The sequence below is a fragment of the Acinetobacter nosocomialis genome, assembly GCF_041021905.1.
In the GTDB taxonomy this organism is placed as follows: domain Bacteria; phylum Pseudomonadota; class Gammaproteobacteria; order Pseudomonadales; family Moraxellaceae; genus Acinetobacter; species Acinetobacter nosocomialis.
Map to the genome: position 1 here is coordinate 597577 of NZ_CP157432.1, position 16649 is coordinate 614225.

19 protein-coding genes are annotated in these 16649 nt (G+C 40.8%); 10 read left to right on the forward strand and 9 right to left on the reverse strand.

Annotated features, from left to right (window positions below; all coding sequences use genetic code 11):
- The first annotated feature begins 1 nt into the window (after position 1).
- From ABLC00_RS02815 to ABLC00_RS02845, 7 genes are read left to right on the forward strand one after another with little or no spacing between them, the layout of a single operon-like run.
- Positions 2-547 (forward strand): DUF3261 domain-containing protein, encoded by a 546-nt coding sequence (locus ABLC00_RS02815; protein ID WP_033846458.1) that lies wholly within the window; start codon positions 2-4, stop codon positions 545-547.
- Positions 544-1746, forward strand: coding sequence for a beta-ketoacyl-[acyl-carrier-protein] synthase family protein (locus tag ABLC00_RS02820; RefSeq protein ID WP_033846459.1), 1203 nt, complete (start codon positions 544-546; stop codon positions 1744-1746). The genes ABLC00_RS02815 and ABLC00_RS02820 overlap by 4 nt, the downstream gene beginning before the upstream one ends.
- Entirely contained in the window at positions 1746-2171 is a 426-nt protein-coding gene (locus ABLC00_RS02825; protein WP_033846460.1) for a 3-hydroxylacyl-ACP dehydratase, read from the forward strand. Before ABLC00_RS02820 ends, ABLC00_RS02825 begins: the two co-directional genes overlap by 1 nt.
- Before the next feature lie 23 nt (positions 2172-2194).
- On the forward strand, positions 2195-2920 hold the full coding sequence (locus ABLC00_RS02830) for a 3-ketoacyl-ACP reductase FabG2 (RefSeq protein WP_080775579.1): 726 nt from the start codon (positions 2195-2197) through the stop codon (positions 2918-2920).
- Positions 2920-4146 carry a beta-ketoacyl-ACP synthase gene (locus tag ABLC00_RS02835; RefSeq protein WP_033846461.1) on the forward strand — a complete coding sequence of 409 codons (1227 nt, stop codon included), beginning with the start codon at positions 2920-2922 and terminating at the stop codon, positions 4144-4146. Before ABLC00_RS02830 ends, ABLC00_RS02835 begins: the two co-directional genes overlap by 1 nt.
- Positions 4147-4157: 11 nt before the next feature.
- Entirely contained in the window at positions 4158-4592 is a 435-nt protein-coding gene (locus ABLC00_RS02840) for a hypothetical protein (RefSeq protein WP_033846462.1), read from the forward strand.
- Between the two features lie 26 nt (positions 4593-4618).
- Complete coding sequence (locus ABLC00_RS02845; RefSeq protein WP_033846463.1) at positions 4619-5275, forward strand: 4'-phosphopantetheinyl transferase superfamily protein; 657 nt, start codon at positions 4619-4621, stop codon at positions 5273-5275.
- Between the two features lie 71 nt (positions 5276-5346).
- Here the strand turns inward: ABLC00_RS02845 and secB are convergent, their stop codons facing one another.
- The 4 genes from secB to rsgA form a co-directional block, all read right to left on the reverse strand.
- On the reverse strand, positions 5347-5805 hold the full coding sequence (gene secB / locus ABLC00_RS02850) for a protein-export chaperone SecB (protein WP_002053511.1): 459 nt from the start codon (positions 5803-5805) through the stop codon (positions 5347-5349).
- A 27-nt stretch (positions 5806-5832) separates the two neighbouring features.
- The gene (gene grxC / locus ABLC00_RS02855; protein ID WP_000729828.1) at positions 5833-6090 is read right to left on the reverse strand and encodes a glutaredoxin 3; all 258 of its coding nucleotides are present in this window, start codon (positions 6088-6090) and stop codon (positions 5833-5835) included.
- Between the two features lie 11 nt (positions 6091-6101).
- A complete protein-coding gene (locus tag ABLC00_RS02860) occupies positions 6102-6518 on the reverse strand; it encodes a rhodanese-like domain-containing protein (RefSeq protein WP_000443006.1) in 417 nt (138 codons plus the stop codon).
- A gap of 97 nt (positions 6519-6615) precedes the next feature.
- Positions 6616-7674, reverse strand: a complete 1059-nt coding sequence (gene rsgA / locus ABLC00_RS02865) for a ribosome small subunit-dependent GTPase A (RefSeq protein WP_002053397.1) — start codon at positions 7672-7674, stop codon at positions 6616-6618.
- A 125-nt stretch (positions 7675-7799) separates the two neighbouring features.
- Between rsgA and orn the strand changes: the two genes are divergently transcribed.
- The 3 genes from orn to ABLC00_RS02880 all read left to right on the forward strand — a co-directional run bounded on the left by orn (position 7800) and on the right by ABLC00_RS02880 (position 10192).
- Positions 7800-8366, forward strand: a complete 567-nt coding sequence (gene orn, locus ABLC00_RS02870) for an oligoribonuclease (RefSeq protein ID WP_002053300.1) — start codon at positions 7800-7802, stop codon at positions 8364-8366.
- A 154-nt stretch (positions 8367-8520) separates the two neighbouring features.
- Complete coding sequence (locus ABLC00_RS02875) at positions 8521-9252, forward strand: Bax inhibitor-1/YccA family protein (RefSeq protein WP_002053496.1); 732 nt, start codon at positions 8521-8523, stop codon at positions 9250-9252.
- A 136-nt stretch (positions 9253-9388) separates the two neighbouring features.
- Positions 9389-10192 carry an enoyl-ACP reductase gene (locus ABLC00_RS02880; RefSeq protein ID WP_002027450.1) on the forward strand — a complete coding sequence of 268 codons (804 nt, stop codon included), beginning with the start codon at positions 9389-9391 and terminating at the stop codon, positions 10190-10192.
- Positions 10193-10261: 69 nt separating this feature from the next.
- Here ABLC00_RS02880 and ABLC00_RS02885 read toward each other — a convergent pair whose 3' ends face one another.
- From ABLC00_RS02885 to lptE, 5 genes are all read right to left on the reverse strand, one after another.
- Positions 10262-11656: an efflux transporter outer membrane subunit gene (locus ABLC00_RS02885; RefSeq protein WP_080775583.1), complete on the reverse strand. Its 1395-nt coding sequence runs from the start codon at positions 11654-11656 to the stop codon at positions 10262-10264.
- Positions 11657-11678: 22 nt separating this feature from the next.
- Positions 11679-13673, reverse strand: coding sequence for a MacB family efflux pump subunit (locus ABLC00_RS02890; protein WP_004710652.1), 1995 nt, complete (start codon positions 13671-13673; stop codon positions 11679-11681).
- A 2-nt stretch (positions 13674-13675) separates the two neighbouring features.
- Positions 13676-15016, reverse strand: a complete 1341-nt coding sequence (locus ABLC00_RS02895; RefSeq protein WP_004710651.1) for a MacA family efflux pump subunit — start codon at positions 15014-15016, stop codon at positions 13676-13678.
- A 107-nt stretch (positions 15017-15123) separates the two neighbouring features.
- Entirely contained in the window at positions 15124-16113 is a 990-nt protein-coding gene (gene holA, locus ABLC00_RS02900; protein ID WP_002053357.1) for a DNA polymerase III subunit delta, read from the reverse strand.
- 20 nt (positions 16114-16133) lie between these two features.
- The gene (gene lptE, locus ABLC00_RS02905) at positions 16134-16643 is read right to left on the reverse strand and encodes an LPS assembly lipoprotein LptE (protein WP_002053498.1); all 510 of its coding nucleotides are present in this window, start codon (positions 16641-16643) and stop codon (positions 16134-16136) included.
- Positions 16644-16649 lie beyond the last annotated feature (6 nt).

A 16649-nucleotide genomic window follows, 5' to 3' on the forward strand; every position in this document is an offset into this window, starting at 1 on the left:
TATGCAGCGCAAATGGATGATGATATTACTTGGTAGTTACCTATGTTTTACGGGCTGCCAAGTGATGCCACATGCGAAAGGTTTACAAAGTCCCTTATGGCAAACTCAAGCTTATCAAAGACAAGATCAGGTTGAAGTTCAGTGGAAAAAGCAAAGTTTTAGTTTTTTGCTTTATCAGCAACAGCAAGGAACTGTACTGGATATGGTCGCTTTGAGCTTGACTGGTCAACAGTTGTTTAAATTACAGTTTGATGGGCAACGAGTTCATGTAGAGCAGCGTATTGACCAAATGCGCTTATTACCTTTTGAATTTGTAGTACGTGATCTTTTATTTGCGACCTATCCAAAATTTTCGAGCTTGGGACAACAAGCTGTAGAAATGAAGCAACAGGCTAATAATCAGGTGATTTATATTGATAAACAGCCTGTATTACACATCAAAAAAGATCAGGGAAGTATCGAACTACTTAATCAGCAAGTTCCTTATAGCATGACGCTAAGTTCGATTGAAAATACCTTGCAGCCTCAAAAAAGCAGTACACCATGAGCGTTTCATCTATAAATAATTCTGCTCAAATGGCAGTCGGCATACAGTTCAGCGTGGGTTTATCTGCATTAGGTTGTGAACCTGATCAAATCAAACAAGCATTACAAAAGCCACAGCAAACTTTAACTTTGCGTGATGATTTAATCGTTGATCGTAATGTTTGGGTGGGACAATATACGCACCTATTGTGTTCGAGTGTGCCGGATGCCTTACAGTCTGTCGATTCTCGTAATTTAAGATTTGCTCTGACTGCTTTAGCAAAAATTGAAACCGAACTAAAAAGTTATACAGAGAAGTTTCCATCAAAACGTTTAGCGATTGTGGTTGGAACCTCTACTTCTGGTATTTCCGATAGTGAATTATTGCTTAAGCAATATTTTGAAGGACAAACTCAACAACTCATTTCTCACCGACGTCAGGAAATGAGTTGTTTGGCAAAGGCCTTACAACAGTATTTAAATTGGGAAGGGCCTGCATATACTATCTCTACCGCTTGTTCCTCAAGTGCTAAAGCATTGGCTGCTGGGCAGCGTTTGCTACAAGCCGATTTAGCTGATGCAGTACTAGTAGGTGGTGTCGATACTTTGTGCCAACTCACACTCAATGGATTTAATAGCCTAGAGAGTTTATCTAGCGATATTTGTCAGCCATGTGGGGCTGGACGTGATGGTATTAATATTGGTGAAGCCGCAGCCTTCTTTTTGCTCACTAAAGAACAAACACCTGTCATGTTAATGGGTGCAGGAGAATCAATGGATGCATGGCATATTTCTGCTCCGCATCCGGAAGGTAAAGGTGCTGCGATCGCTATGGAGCGCGCATTGGAGATGGCAAATATATCTGCACAAGATATTGGATATTTAAATCTTCATGGAACTGCAACTCCACAAAACGATGCCATGGAAATAAAAGCTGTACGACAAGTCTTTGGCGGTTATCAAGTTGCCTTAAGTAGTACCAAGCATAAAACGGGACATTGTCTTGGGGCGGCTGGTGCTATAGAAGCGTTTATTTGTGAGCAGATTTTAAAAGATCAAAGCTGGCTACCATTGCATCGAAATATTGAGATTGATCCGGATTTGGTTGATCAAAACTATGTGCAAAATACCGAACTAAAACAGCCCATCCGTTATGTGATGAGTAATTCTTTCGCTTTTGGGGGAAGTAATATTAGTCTTGTTTTTGGAGTGAAGCCCTAATGAAACTAGAGGCAATTCAATATATTCCTCATGAGCAGCCAATGGTATTTATAGACCATTTAACTGAGGTTGCAGAAGGGCGAGCACAAGCTGAGCTAACCATTACACCTGAGCTTATGTTTTGTGAAGCAGAAGGTTTACCGACATGGGCTAGCATTGAAATTATGGCACAAACCATTAGTGCATACTCAGGCTGGCAAGGCCAACAGTCAAAACAAGCACCAAAAGTCGGATTTTTATTGGGAACACGTAAATTACATTTACCTATTCCTTATTTCGCCTTGGGTTCTCGATTGATCATTCAAATAGAGCAACAATATTTTCATGAAGGACTTGGGCAATTTTCCTGTGAAATTCAATATGCTGAACACTGCGTTCAAGCAACGTTAAGTGTATTTGAGCCAACAGAATCACCATTTGAATAACCACAAAGAATTAGGAATACATTGTGACAAGACGAATTTTAGTAACGGGTTCAAGTCGAGGAATTGGGAAGGCGATTGCATTACAACTGGCAAAGGCTGGTTTTGATGTAACGGTACATGCACGTTCGCGTCAGGCAGAGGCCGAGCAAGTCGTACAAGAGATCCAGGCATTAGGACAAAATAGCCATTATTTAATGTTTGATGTAAATGAACGCAGTACGGTTCAGCAAATTTTAGAACAAGATGTAGAGCAGCATGGCGCTTTTTATGGCGTGGTTCTCAATGCTGGGCTTACCCATGACGGTGCTTTTCCTGCACTCACCGAGCAAGACTGGGACGAAGTGATTTCGACCTCATTAGATGGTTTCTATAATGTTTTAAAACCGCTCATTATGCCAATGATTCATCTACGTAAGGGCGGGCGTATTGTCACTTTATCTTCTGTTTCTGGAATTATGGGTAACCGTGGTCAGGTGAACTATAGCGCTGCAAAAGCAGGTTTAATTGGTGCGACCAAAGCCTTGGCACTCGAGCTGGCGAAGCGAAAAATTACCGTGAATTGTGTTGCACCGGGGTTGATTGAAACCGAAATGGTCACCGATGAAGTTAAAGAACATGCACTTAAAATGATTCCCTTACAACGCATGGGACAGGCCGATGAAGTGGCAAGCGTAGTGAAATTTTTATGTTCAGATGAAGCCTCTTATGTAACCCGACAGGTGATCTCTGTAAATGGGGGACTCATCTGATGAAGCGCGTTGTTGTAACAGGAATGGCAGGGATTACCTCTTTAGGTGAAACTTCTGACGAGATTTTTTCTCAATTTAATGCAGCGAAAAGTGGTATCCGCTATATGCCAGAATGGGAACAGTATGTTGACCTTCGGACTAAGCTAGGTGGTCCAGTCGAAACATTTCATGTTCCTAAGCATTTTAATCGTAAAGTGACCCGTGGTATGGGGCGTGTTGCGCTCATGTCTGTGGTATGTGCTGAAACAGCTTTGCAAAATGCTGGTTTACTTGGGCACGAAATTTTGTCCAGTGGTGAAACAGGCGTTGCATTTGGTTCTTCTGCTGGGAGCGTAGAGGCTGTAGGTGAGTTTGCAAGCATGTTGCTTCATCAGAGCATGACTAAGATTAATGCAACCACTTATATACGTATGATGGCCCATACAAGTGCTGTCAACATGACCGTGTATTTTGGTCTAAAAGGCTTAACTTTACCAACGTCTAGTGCTTGTACTTCTGGTTCTATGGCTATTGGTCAAGCTTATGAAGCAATTAAGTATGGCAAACAACTGGTCATGATTGCCGGTGGTGCAGAAGAGCTCAGTGCTGCGGGCGCGGCTGTTTTTGATGTTCTATTTGCCACAAGTAATATGAATGATCAGCCAGAAAAAACACCACGTCCATTTGATGCAAAACGAGATGGTTTAGTGATTGGGGAAGGCGCAGGCTGTTTAATTTTAGAAGAATACGAACATGCTAAAGCTCGTGGTGCACATATCTATGCTGAACTTATTGGATATGGAAGCAATACTGATGGCCAGCATGTAACTAAACCTGACGCTGAAATGATGGGGCGTTGTATGGAGCTGGCGCTTAAAGATGCATCTTTGCAGGCTAGTGATATTGGTTATGTAAACGCACATGGCACATCGACCGATCAGGGGGATGTAGCAGAAAGTCAGGCGACGGCAAAAGTTTTAGGACGTAAGCCAATTAGTTCATTAAAAAGTTATTTTGGACATACTTTGGGGGCTTGTGGTGCCATTGAAGCTTGGCTCAGTATTGAAATGATGAACCGTAATTGCTTTATTCCAACATTAAATCTAGATGAAATTGACCCGCTTTGTGGAGATCTAGATTATATCGTTCAGCAACCTAAAGCACTCGATGCAGACATTATTATGAGCAACAATTTTGCTTTTGGTGGGATTAATACTTCACTTATTTTTAAACGTGTTAAACAATAAGGAACACAACAATGTTAAATAAGAAACTTTTATTGGTAGCAATGCTGAGTGCTGGTTTTACTGCTACCGTTCAGGCTGCTGATGAAGTACATCATTTAAACTTTAAAGAAGCTGTAGACCGTGCCGTAGCAGATGGAACTTTGGATGGCTCTGTAAAATTTTATTTAAGTGGTACAAAGTCGGGTGGTAAAGTCATTCAAAAAGATGTGGTAACCAATAAAAAGACTAATGGTTTTGCTAAATCAGCAGAAGCTTCATGTGATTGGGTTTTACGTTCAGCGCTTATTCAAATGCAAAACAATGCTAAAGCACAAGGTGCAAATGCAGTGACCAATATTGTGAGTTATTTTAAGTCAAATGAAACGCGTAGTACGACGACTTATGACTGTTATAAAGGCACAATGATGGCTGGCGTAACGCTTAAAGGCGACATCGTTAAATTTTAATTTATTTGGTAAATGGGATAGAGATAATGTCTGAGCATATTATAGAAGTTTATACAAAGGCATTATCTCAACTTCTTTTAAAGTCGAAACAAGACTTTCCAGACTTTCGTACATTTAATAATTATAAAAAGCAGCAAATACAGCACATTAAAAATAATTTATTAGCTCAAAAGCTAAATGTAAATCCAGAAGATTTGTTATTTGCTAAACATGAGTATGGCAAACCTTATTTGTTAAATCATACGTTGCATTTTAACCATTCACATAGCCAACAATATTATGCTTTAGCGCTAAGTGAGCGAGTTAAAGATATTGGTATAGATGTTGAAGAACTTGACCGTAAAGTACGTTTAGATAGTTTGGCACAACATGCTTTTCATCCTGATGAATATGCGACTTGGCAAAATCTAGAACAAGATAGAGAGTATTGGTTTAAAGTCTGGACCACTAAAGAAGCTGTTCTAAAAGCATCGGGCCTTGGTATACGTTTAGATTTAAATACTTTAAACACTCAAGCACACCCTGCAAATCATGGCGGATTATGTTCGCATGAACTTATTGGAACGTTTGCTTATCAAAATTTTGTTTCAGGTAACATGATTTTAACAGTGGCATGGCGTTCAGAGCAGTCTTGCCGTGGGTTTCAGTTACCTTCTATTCAGCTTCATTCACTTGAAGGATAGAGTGAGCCAAATAGCACATATAAAAAAACCGCGAATTACGCGGTTTTTTTAGTTGAGAGCAAGCTATAAAATTAAGCTTGACCTTCAACAGCAGCAGCTTGAGCACGTTCCATATTTGCTTCGAACTCTGCATCAAAGTTGATTGGAGTAAGAAGTAATTGTGGGAAGCTACCCTTAGTAACTAAGTCGTTTACAGCTTCACGTAGGAACGGGAACAAAATGTTCGGGCAGTATGCACCCAAAATGTAAGGTAAGCGGTCTTCTTCGATATTATCGATTAAGAAAATACCAGATTGAGTTACATCTACGATGAATGCTGTTTCATTGTCGTTATTGGCTTGAACCACAACTTTTAAAGATACTTCAAAGTGAGTTGGGTCAATCTTTTCAGCAGCAGAAGAAAGATTGATGTTAAGTTCAGGTTGCCATTGTTTAGTAAAAACTTGTGCCCCTGGAACCTCAAAAGAAATATCTTTTGTATAAATACGCTCTAAAGCTAATTGTGGTTGAACTTGTTGTTCTTCGCTCATTGTTTTTTCCTTAATATGGATGCGATGTTAAGCCAATAATTCGTCGAGTTTACCTTCACGCTCTAAAGCATAAAGTTGGTCAAAACCACCGATAAACTGATCATTAATAAAAATTTGTGGAACAGTACGATGATTTGTACGTTGCATTAATTCAGCACGTACTTCTGGTGCCTCAACAGAAAGATTTACTTCTTTGTAAGCAACACCTTTACGCTCAAGTAATTGTTTCGCGCGAACGCAGTACGGGCATACAGAAGTTGAGTAAACAATGACATTTGCTGCCATAACAATTCTCCTTAAGCTTTTGGTTTGCTTTTAACGAGAGGTAAGCCTTGAGCTTTCCAGTTACTGATACCACCATCAAGGCGATAGCTGTCATGGTGAGCAACTTTCTGTAAAGCGCTACCAGCAACTTGCCCTAGGTTGCAAATAAATACCAATGGACGGTCACTTGCTTTTAATTCATCAGCATGACTTGCAATTTGGCTATAAGGAATATTGCGGCTACCACTAATGTGACCTTCGCGGAAGTCTTTGCTATCGCGTAAGTCAATCAAAAGAGCATTTTTCGCTTTCACTAAAATACCAAGCGACTGTGGAGAAATTTTACGACCGTTACGTTGACCTTCAAAAATGAAGAACAATACGATCAAGACTCCGAGTGTACCAAACAAAATGGGGTGATTCCCCATAAACTCTAACCAGCGTTCCACAAGTCACCTAAAAAAATTAAAAACAAAATTGACCTAGAGTATAGCGTATATAGATGGTGATCAAAATCACCACTTCAAGGGCAAAAGGGGTAGAAAATTAGTTTTTTTGCTGCGCTTCTTGAATCTCGTCGATTAAACGTAAGAAGCTATCTAAGCGTCGCGGCAAAATTTCACCTGCTTCAACAGCCTGTTTTAAGCCACAGTTCTTTTCATGAGTATGCGTGCAGTTACGGAACTGACATGAACCTAAATGCGCTTCAATTTCAGGAAAACCCATACGAATTTTATCTAAATCGAGATGCCAAAGCCCAAACTCGCGAATTCCCGGCGAATCAATTAAGGCGCCATTTTTACCAAAGTTGATTAAGCGCGTAGAAGTCGTGGTGTGTTGTCCAAGTGCCGAGTTTTCAGAGATGATATTGGTTTTCTGCTCGGCATCTGGAATGAGCACATTAATAAGTGAGCTTTTACCAACACCTGACTGGCCTACAAAAGCTACTGTCTCACCATCAAGTCGTTGAGATAATGCTGAAATATCACCTTTAGAATGACAAATCATGACTTCATAACCTAAATTTTCATACTCTTTGAGCATGTCGAGAATCGGGTCATTTTCAGTGAGTAAATCCGATTTATTTAGTACTAGAAGAGCAGGAATATTTGCATCTGCACATGCTACTAAATAGCGGTCAATTAAAGTGGGTGCCGGTTCTGGAAGCGGAGCAAAAACAATAACGATTAAACTAATATTGGCTGCTACAGGCTTTACTTTATGATAGCGATCTGGGCGTGTAAGTAATGAAGTACGTGGATGAATTGCGGTAATAATCCCTAAACCTGTATTAGGGTCTGCTTGCCACTTCACTCTGTCACCCGTGACTAGTAGTTCAAGATTTGTACGAGTGTGGCAACGCCAAATACTTTTTAGTTCAATCGGTTTCCAAAATGGTTCTGGTTCGCCTTCGGCAACTTGAGGTTTTTCTGGGTGATGCTCGGGTACAGAAAGTGCCTGTACTTCAAGTTGACGGCCATAGTGCTGTACCACCAGCCCATCTAGATCTTGTGAAGTATCGACTTCTTCTTGGCGAGTTTTATGCTGTTTTTCAATACGACGTTGCTGTTGCTCAGTTAAACGACGCTTACGAATTAGAGCCATTCATATCCCAAAAAAACCATTGTTTGAAGACCGCAAAAATAGCACGAAGCTGGTATGGAATTACAGCGCAGAAGCAAGAAATTTGCTACTATTGATGTTTTTACGGCATTTTAGAACGTACATACATGAGCAGTACTTTAAATACACGATTAATTTGGATTGATCTGGAAATGACCGGTTTGGATACCGACAACGACCAGATTATTGAAATCGCAACAATTATTACAGATGATCATTTAAATGTACTTGCCGAAGGTCCGGTTTTGGCTATTCATCAACCTGATCGTATTTTAAATGCAATGGATGAGTGGAATACTCGCCAGCATGGCCAGTCAGGTTTAATTGAGCGAGTTCGCCGTAGTAAATTGACAGCTCGTGACGCTGAGTTACAGACTTTAGAATTCTTAAAAAAATGGGTCAATCCAAAAGTTTCACCAATGTGTGGTAACTCGATTTGTCAGGATCGCCGTTTCTTGCATCGTCTTATGCCTGAGCTAGAGCAGTATTTCCACTATCGTAATCTCGATGTGTCTACGATCAAAGAACTCTCAAAACGCTGGCGCCCTGAAATTATGAGCGGTCTGAAAAAGAATGCATCACATTTAGCTATGGATGATATTCGCGATTCAATTTCAGAGTTGAAATACTACCGCGAATATTTCTTCATTATGAACACTGATGGTAAAGATTGATTACGTTGTTCAAGTCATATGAAAGGGGGCAGTAGCCTCCTTTTTTATTGCTTATAAGACATCGTTACAATAATACCAAGGGGTAATTTGGCTTTCATATTCATTTTGCTTAAAATGATGTTTTAAGTTTATTTATTATAAAAAGAGAGCATTTATGCAAAGTAATAACCCGATACTGACTCGCGTTGAAACGGTCAGTGACTACAGTCAACCAATGACCGTGCAAGGTGCGATTCAAAAATCTGTGATGTTGACTATCATTGCTGCTGCAGTGGGTGTCGCTTTATTTTTCTATGCAGCCTTTACTGCAAATGTTGGTATTGCTTACGCAGCTTCAATTGTGGGTGCAATTGGTGGCTTGGTTTTAGCTTTAATCACAACGTTTAAACCAACGACTGCGCCAACTTTAGCAATTCCTTATGCTTTATTCGAAGGGGCATTTATTGGTGGTATTTCTTTTACTTTCCAGTTGAAATATCCGGGCGTTCCGCTTCAAGCCTTATTAGCAACTTTCGTTACCACTTTAGTGATGTTTGGTCTCTATAAGTTCCAAATTATACGCGCAACCGAAAAGTTCAAATCAGTTGTAATTTCGGCATCTCTAGCAATCTTTATTGTATTTATTGTACAGATGGTGATGCGTTTAGCGTTTGGTTCAAGCATTCCTTATATTTTTGAAAGCAACTGGTTGGGTATTGGTTTTGCTGCATTTGTTGCAGTCATTGCTTCACTTAACCTGATTTTAGATTTTGACTTGATCGAAACCAATGCAGCATACCGTGCTCCAAAATTCATGGAATGGTTGTGTGGTATTGCCTTACTTGCAACTTTAGTTTGGATGTATATCTCGTTCTTACGTCTACTTGGCTTATTGTCTGATGACTAAAAATGAGATGATAAAAAGTCGCTCCTACGTAGGGGCGATTTTTTTTCGTGCGATTTTTGAAAAAAGATGCATTATGCAATTTCGAAAAATGTTGAATATTGGCATTATGCTGGAAATTGTTTTGAGTGAGATCGGCATGACACAAGGACTTTTAGCAGGTAAACGCTTTTTGATTGCAGGCGTTGCTAGTAAATTATCAATTGCTTATGGTATTGCACAAGCATTACACCGTGAAGGTGCTGAGCTTGCATTTACTTATCCAAACGAAAAATTAAAAAAACGTGTAGATGAGTTTGCTGAGCAATTCGGTTCTAAACTTGTGTTTCCATGTGATGTTGCCGTTGATGCTGAAATTGATAATGCATTTGCGGAACTTGCAAAACATTGGGACGGCGTAGATGGTGTTGTACATTCAATCGGTTTTGCACCTGCACACACGCTTGACGGTGACTTTACTGACGTGACTGACCGTGATGGTTTTAAAATTGCTCATGACATTAGCGCATACAGCTTTGTTGCAATGGCACGTGCTGCAAAACCTTTATTACAAGCTCGCCAAGGTTGTTTATTAACTTTGACTTACCAAGGTTCTGAGCGCGTTATGCCTAACTACAATGTAATGGGTATGGCAAAAGCTTCTTTAGAAGCTGGTGTTCGTTACTTAGCATCAAGCTTAGGTGTTGATGGTATCCGTGTAAACGCGATTTCTGCGGGTCCAATCCGTACTTTAGCTGCTTCTGGTATTAAATCTTTCCGTAAAATGTTAGATGCTAACGAAAAAGTTGCACCGTTAAAGCGTAACGTAACGATTGAAGAAGTGGGTAACGCAGCGTTATTCCTATGCTCACCTTGGGCTTCAGGTATTACTGGTGAAATTCTATATGTAGACGCTGGTTTCAATACTGTCGGTATGAGCCAATCTATGATGGATGATGAATAAGTCTTAAGATTTATTCAGACATAAAAAAAGCCGTAGTTGAAGGACTACGGCTTTTTTACTGGGCGCAAGTTATTGTGGCAATTCTTTTACAGGTGAACCACCTAATGCCTGCATGAGGGTGACATAAGCGTTGTATTGGCTTTGTTTGGTTTCAACAAGACTCAAGCGCGCAGTACGTGTTGTTTGCTGGGCATCGAGAAGTGTTTTTAACGCAACAGCGCCATAACGGTAACGTACTTCGGTTAAACGTTCGGTTTTTTCTGCAAGTTCAACATTACGTTGTTGCAGTTCTACTTGTTTGTCGAGTTCTGTGCGGTTTGATAACGCGTTTTCTACATCAGCAAAAGCCTGATAAAGCGTTTGGCGATATTGAATAATCGCTTTTTCATAATCAAGATTACTAATCGCAATATCTTTCTTCATATCGTTATATTGCAAAAACGGTAAGCTCAAACTCGCCCCAAGCGTGAGAGCAGGGTTGCGTAATAACTCGGTTAACGATGTGCTGCTTGAACCTAAACTACTGGTTAAGCTAATAGACGGATAGTAACTTGCTTTGGTCGCATCTTTGGTTGCCAGAGCCTTTCTTAAACGAAGCTCGGCTGCTTGCAAGTCAGGGCGGCGTGACAAAATATCCGCCGGTAAACCTGCACCAATAGCAGGAAGCGCTGTACGTGGTAAACGCTGTGGTTCTTGAATGTTGAGTTGCTGTACTGGCTCATGCAATAACACTGCAATGGCTGTACGTGTTTCTACAAGCTGTTGTTCAATTTGGCTTAAACTTGCTTTTTGACTTTGAACAGATTGCTCGGCTTGCGTAAGGTCTAAGCCTGAAACTGCACCTGCTTTATACTGAGTTTGAACTAACTCATAAAGCTTTTGTGAAGTGGCTAAGCTCTGCTGTGCAGTTGCATAACGTTCATTTAAGTAGCCCAGTTGCCAGTAGAGTTTCGCTGTAGTGGCAATCAGACTTTGACCTGTAGACTGTAAGTCTTGTTCAGTCGCTAAAGCTTCCCATTTGCTCGCTTCGGTTTGGCGAGCAAGCTTGCCAAACAAATCAAGTTCATAACTTACGCCTGCACTTAAGGATAGTCCTTTAGCACTATCATCGCCTGAATTTAAGTCGAAAGTATGGCCTGTAGAAACATTTGAACTGGTACGTAGGCCTTGTTGATTTGCCGTTAAATCAGCTTTTAAGCGAGCTTGCTTTAAGGTAATTCCCGCTACAGCTAAATCGCTATTACGCTCTAATACGTTGTTTACAAGCTGATTGAGCTGTGCATCTCCAAACAGTGTCCACCAACGGTCAGAGTATTGTTCAACTGATGCTGTTTTAGTTTTAGTCGTATCGTACTGAAAACTACCCGGAACTTGTACAGACGGTGCTTGGTAAGGCGTTTTAACCATTGCCGCACATCCCACAAGAGAACTGCTGAGGAGAAGTGCTGCGCTAAGTTTAGTCATTGAAAAAGACATGCAATTTTCCTTATTCTCGTGATAGTGCTGCAACAGGGTCAAGTTTTGCGGCATTTTTGGCAGGCAAGAAACCGAATACGACACCAATCAGTGTTGAGCAAACAAATGCTGCCACAATCGAAGTCGTTGAATATGCCACTGCAAAATTACCTGCGGCTACTTTGTTAATAAGCTGTCCTAACCCTAGCGAAAGTAATACGCCGAGAACACCACCAATTAAACACACTAAAATTGCTTCAATTAGGAACTGTTGCAAAATATCACTTTGTCGAGCACCGACAGCCATACGTACACCAATTTCTTGCGTACGTTCAGTTACCGAAACCAACATAATGTTCATTACACCAATACCACCAACTACCAGAGAAATGACGGCAATTGCTGAGACCAGAAGGGTCATGGTGCTGGTTGTTTTTTCAATGGTTTGACGGATACTGTCACTGTTCATAGTGAAAATATCTTGGGCACCATGTCGCTGCGTTAATAAATTAACGATGGCGTTTTCAGCAGCGCTGGTCGAGTATTTATCATTAATACGTACAACAATATTGCGGACATGTGCCTGACCTAACATACGGCTCATGACCGTGGTATATGGCATATACACATTAAGCGTATCATCTGAGCCCATACTACTGGTCTGAGGTTCAACAATGCCGATAATACGAGCCGGCACACTACCTAGTAAGACCACTTGCCCGATTGGGTTGGTGCCATCGCTAAAGAATTGTTTTTGCGTATTCGTGTCAATCACTACATCTTGTGAACGGTCACGTACACTACGTTGATCAAAAGTTTGACCATCTTTAAAAACCAGACCTTTTACATCAAAAAAATCGTTACTTACGCCATTAATGGTCGCGTTCGCTTCATTTTGTTGATAACGCATAGTTTTGGATGTGCTGACCATTGGACTGACAGCACTCACATAAGGCTGCGTCATTAATGCATCGGCATCGGCAGGTACCAATGTTTTAAAATTGGCCGTCTTGGAGTTATCACCAAAACCACGCCCTTGGAATACCGTAATTGTGTTAGTACCGAGGCCGCTAATATTTTCCAAAATCTGCTTTTGTGAACCATTACCCAGTGCGACTACCGTTACGACAGATGCAATACCAATAATAATCCCGAGCATGGTTAAAAAGGTACGCATACGGTGGGCATTCATAGACAGCAAAGCCATTTGGAACGCCTCAGATAAGCGGTCTAAAGTTGAACGCCAAGCTGAAATGCTTTTACCTTTTTTCTGCTTATTTTGTAGAGCAGGGGCAGCATCGGGGTCAGATTTAACTTCTTCTGTAGATTGGTCTGGAACATTAGGACGGTCACTAATAATTTCTCCGTCACTAATTTCGATAATACGCGTTGCATTTTTCGCAACTTGCATATCGTGCGTGACCAAAATAATGGTGTGACCAGCCGCATTGAGTTCACGCAAAATTCGCATTACCTCAATACCACTATGTGAGTCGAGTGCACCTGTTGGCTCATCGGCTAAAATCACATCACCGCCATTCATTAAAGCACGGGCAATTGAAACACGTTGCTGTTGACCACCTGAAAGTTGGCTTGGTCGGTTTTGTGTTTTTGTGCCTAAACCTAACTCGGTAAGTAAGGCGGTTGCACGCTGTTTACGATCTGAAGGTGTAACACCTGCATAAACGGCTGGAACTTCAACGTTACCTTCGGCTGACAAGTCACCAAGTAAGTGATAGCGCTGGAAAATAAAGCCAAAATATTCACGGCGTAATTGGGCTAACTGGTCAGGTTCTAGCTTACCGGTTTCTTGACCATTAACCTTGTAACTACCACTTGTTGGGCGATCCAGACAGCCCAAAATATTCATGAGCGTTGATTTACCAGAACCGGACTGGCCGACAATCGCAACCAGTTCACCTTCATAAATGGTCAGGTCAATGCCTTTTAAAATTTGAATCGTGCTTTCGCCAGCAGGGAATTCCCGGACCAGATTGCTGACTTCAAGCAAAGCTTGTTTTGTCATGCTTACATTCCCATTGGACCATTACGGCGACGGTTATTACCACTATTTGCAGAGGCAGCAGAGTTTTCTGAACTATCCGCAATTACAACTTGATCACCTTGTTTTAATCCGGCAAGTACTTGTGCATTTACACGGTTATTAATACCTACCAAAATTTGTGTTGGTTTAGCTGTACCATCTGCTTGTAAAACACGAACTACGCTCAAGGTTGCTTTACCTTGTTCAATAAGTTGTTTTTGTTCAGGAGTTAAGTTTAAGCGTTCTAAACGGGCACCATTACCTGAATGTTTTCTTTCGGCATTTGGAGTTGAAGCTGCTTTATCTGCTGACTGACCAGGTTTTTTCTGACCAGAAAATTGTTTGCTACTTAAGGCAGAAGATGGAACCAGTAAGGCATTTTTTGCTGAATCTAATACGATATAAACTTGAGCAGTCATATCAATACGCAATTTGCCATCTGTATTTGGAACGTCAAATAAAGCGTTGTAGTAGACAGCTGAGCTACTGGTTGAACTTGTAGTACTGTTTGACTCACTAGAAATTGAATCTGGTGCTGGCTCAATCTGACGTAATGTCGCATAACGTTTACTGTCATCGCCTAAAGTAGTGAAGTAGACTTTTTGACCTTTTTCTACTCGCATGATATCTGCTTCACTTACCTGTGCTTTAATCGTCATATTTTGCAGTTTTGCAATCTTAACGATCGTTGGAGCACTTTGGTTCGCGTTTACGGTTTGGCCTTCTTCAGTCACAATCGCAACAACGGTACCATCAGTTGGCGCAACAATACGGGTATAGCCAATATTTGTTTGTGCTGTTGAACGAGTAACTTTCGCAGACTCGATTTGTGCATCTAATGCTTTGACTTGTGCTTGGGCTGTTTTATAAGCAGCTTCAGCTGACTCTAAATCTGCACGAGGTGTCGCATCTTGAGCATACATTTGTTGCTGACGACGATATTCGAGTTGCTTTTCATTTAAAGATGCCACTTGTTGAAGGCGCTGTGCCTCTAAGTTTTTAATATTGGCATCAGATGTTTTTAAACTGTTTTCTTGGGTGGTTGAGTCAATTTGTGCAATAAGTTGACCTTGTTTCACTTGATCACCAAGCTGCACATACATCTTTTTAACCTGACCGGATACCTGAGCACCGACACTAATGAGCTTGGTTGCATCAAGCGTACCGGTTGCAAGTACATTATTCTCAATATCTCCGCGAGTTACCTCAGCTGTAATATATTGAGGCTGCTGCTGTTTAGGTTTAAAAAACTTCCAAGCTAATGCAGCAATAACGGCTATACAGACGACAATAATAACGAGTTTAATGGGCTTTATTTTTGGCATGGCGAGAGGTCGAAAAGTCTAAAATTTTAATTAGTATAAGAGTCAATTGAGGATAAAACGTGAATTTTTATGATATTTCAACAAAGCAGACAAAGGATTTGACCGCTCTATTGTATAAATAATGTTTTCCCACACAACTCGGCAATCGCTTGTTGCATTAAATGTTCGGCATTTTCATTCGACATGCCTTTAATTGCCGCATCGATTTGCAAGAGTAGAGCAGACCATCCCAAAAATTGCTGTGGATTGAGTCTTCTTAAAGCTTGTTGGTATAAGCTAACTTTGGTTTTCCAAATACCGAGTTGCAATGCATTGTGTGGCTGTTCAAACAACTGCATTAATAAACGCATTTCTTTACTTAATGTCCATAAGATCAGACTTTCTGGTTCACCCGAACCAATTAAATATTGGAAAATCTTAATAGACTGAGCAAGATTGCCTTCTAATAAAGCATCGCTTAAATCATAAGTGGTGTAACGAGACTGATCTTGCAAACAAGCATATAACTGTTCAATTTGAATCAGTTTCTGGTCTGGGAAAGTATCTCTTACGCGCATCAAACTATTTTTAGCAGCGAGTAAATTGTGCTCATGATGTTGCATGAGCCACTGCCAAGCGTCATTGTCGAGTTGAATTTCGAGCTTTTCTGCTTCAGCAGCTAAAATTCTTTGGCGGTCTTGCGGATAGTTTGCAGTAAGAGCAACAACAACGCCGTTTGCTTCAACAACTTGGAAAAAAGCAGACTTTAAGCTACTGCTATCTTGTTTGGGTAAAACAATTAACAGCAGGTTGGTTTCATTATGCTGAATATAACTTTTAAGCTGTTTTAAACCATTTGCATCGGGCTTGATATTGCCGTGAACTTCAATAGCAAGTTGCTGTGAAAATAAAGACAAGCTGTTCAGGGCATTAAACACATTTTTCCAGTCACTCACACTACTAATATCATAGCGCTGTCTTTCAATGTCTTGTTGCTGCCAGCTTTTACGGAAAGTATCTAGTAAGTTTTGTTCAAGTAATGGTTCCTGACCATGCAGGATCCACGCACCCCGAGCTTCCGGAATGCGTTTAAGGGCTTGTAAGTAGTCAAGTTTCATTACTAAAGAATAGATAAATCTTATGGTTGAGCTTTTGGTAAGCGATTAGCTGAAATTTGACGAGTAATTTGCTGAGCAATGTCATCAATCACAATACGTTGCAAGTAACCTTCTTGCTGGTTTTCAGTGTTGACAGTTGCCAAGTCGTATTGATAACTACGAGCTGCGGTTAAAGTACGTGGCTCGGTAATTTTATTCCCTTGACGGTCTTCAATTTGGAAAGTCACAGTCAGACGTAATAAAACTTCTGTAAGCTTACCATTTAGAAGTTGGCGACGAGGCGTGTACTCTAAAACATGAAGAACATAGGCGTCGTTGTCATTGGTGAGCTGAACGCCATTTGCTGTTAAGTACACTTTTAATTGTGTTTCTAAGTCATCGGTTTTTGCCGGTAACTCAAGGCTCAACTTTTTATAAACAAGTGGAGTCGCAGTCGGGTTAGTTCCTTTTAAATGGAAACCACACCCGACTAAGCCTGCACTAAGGCCTAAGGTTAAAACAACAGCGGCTAAACGTTGGGCTAAGTGCATGCTTGA

Coding starts and splice junctions, on each gene's coding strand:
- ABLC00_RS02840 (WP_033846462.1), top strand. CDS start 4,158: ATGTTAAATAAGAAACTTTTATTGGTAGCAATGCTGAGTGCTGGTTTT.
- ABLC00_RS02875 (WP_002053496.1), top strand. CDS start 8,521: ATGCAAAGTAATAACCCGATACTGACTCGCGTTGAAACGGTCAGTGAC.
- orn (WP_002053300.1), top strand. CDS start 7,800: ATGAGCAGTACTTTAAATACACGATTAATTTGGATTGATCTGGAAATG.
- ABLC00_RS02825 (WP_033846460.1), top strand. CDS start 1,746: ATGAAACTAGAGGCAATTCAATATATTCCTCATGAGCAGCCAATGGTA.
- ABLC00_RS02890 (WP_004710652.1), bottom strand. CDS start 13,673: ATGACAAAACAAGCTTTGCTTGAAGTCAGCAATCTGGTCCGGGAATTC.
- ABLC00_RS02880 (WP_002027450.1), top strand. CDS start 9,389: ATGACACAAGGACTTTTAGCAGGTAAACGCTTTTTGATTGCAGGCGTT.
- ABLC00_RS02835 (WP_033846461.1), top strand. CDS start 2,920: ATGAAGCGCGTTGTTGTAACAGGAATGGCAGGGATTACCTCTTTAGGT.
- ABLC00_RS02895 (WP_004710651.1), bottom strand. CDS start 15,016: ATGCCAAAAATAAAGCCCATTAAACTCGTTATTATTGTCGTCTGTATA.
- ABLC00_RS02845 (WP_033846463.1), top strand. CDS start 4,619: ATGTCTGAGCATATTATAGAAGTTTATACAAAGGCATTATCTCAACTT.
- rsgA (WP_002053397.1), bottom strand. CDS start 7,674: ATGGCTCTAATTCGTAAGCGTCGTTTAACTGAGCAACAGCAACGTCGT.
- ABLC00_RS02820 (WP_033846459.1), top strand. CDS start 544: ATGAGCGTTTCATCTATAAATAATTCTGCTCAAATGGCAGTCGGCATA.
- secB (WP_002053511.1), bottom strand. CDS start 5,805: ATGAGCGAAGAACAACAAGTTCAACCACAATTAGCTTTAGAGCGTATT.
- holA (WP_002053357.1), bottom strand. CDS start 16,113: ATGAAACTTGACTACTTACAAGCCCTTAAACGCATTCCGGAAGCTCGG.
- grxC (WP_000729828.1), bottom strand. CDS start 6,090: ATGGCAGCAAATGTCATTGTTTACTCAACTTCTGTATGCCCGTACTGC.
- lptE (WP_002053498.1), bottom strand. CDS start 16,643: ATGCACTTAGCCCAACGTTTAGCCGCTGTTGTTTTAACCTTAGGCCTT.
- ABLC00_RS02815 (WP_033846458.1), top strand. CDS start 2: ATGCAGCGCAAATGGATGATGATATTACTTGGTAGTTACCTATGTTTT.
- ABLC00_RS02885 (WP_080775583.1), bottom strand. CDS start 11,656: ATGACTAAACTTAGCGCAGCACTTCTCCTCAGCAGTTCTCTTGTGGGA.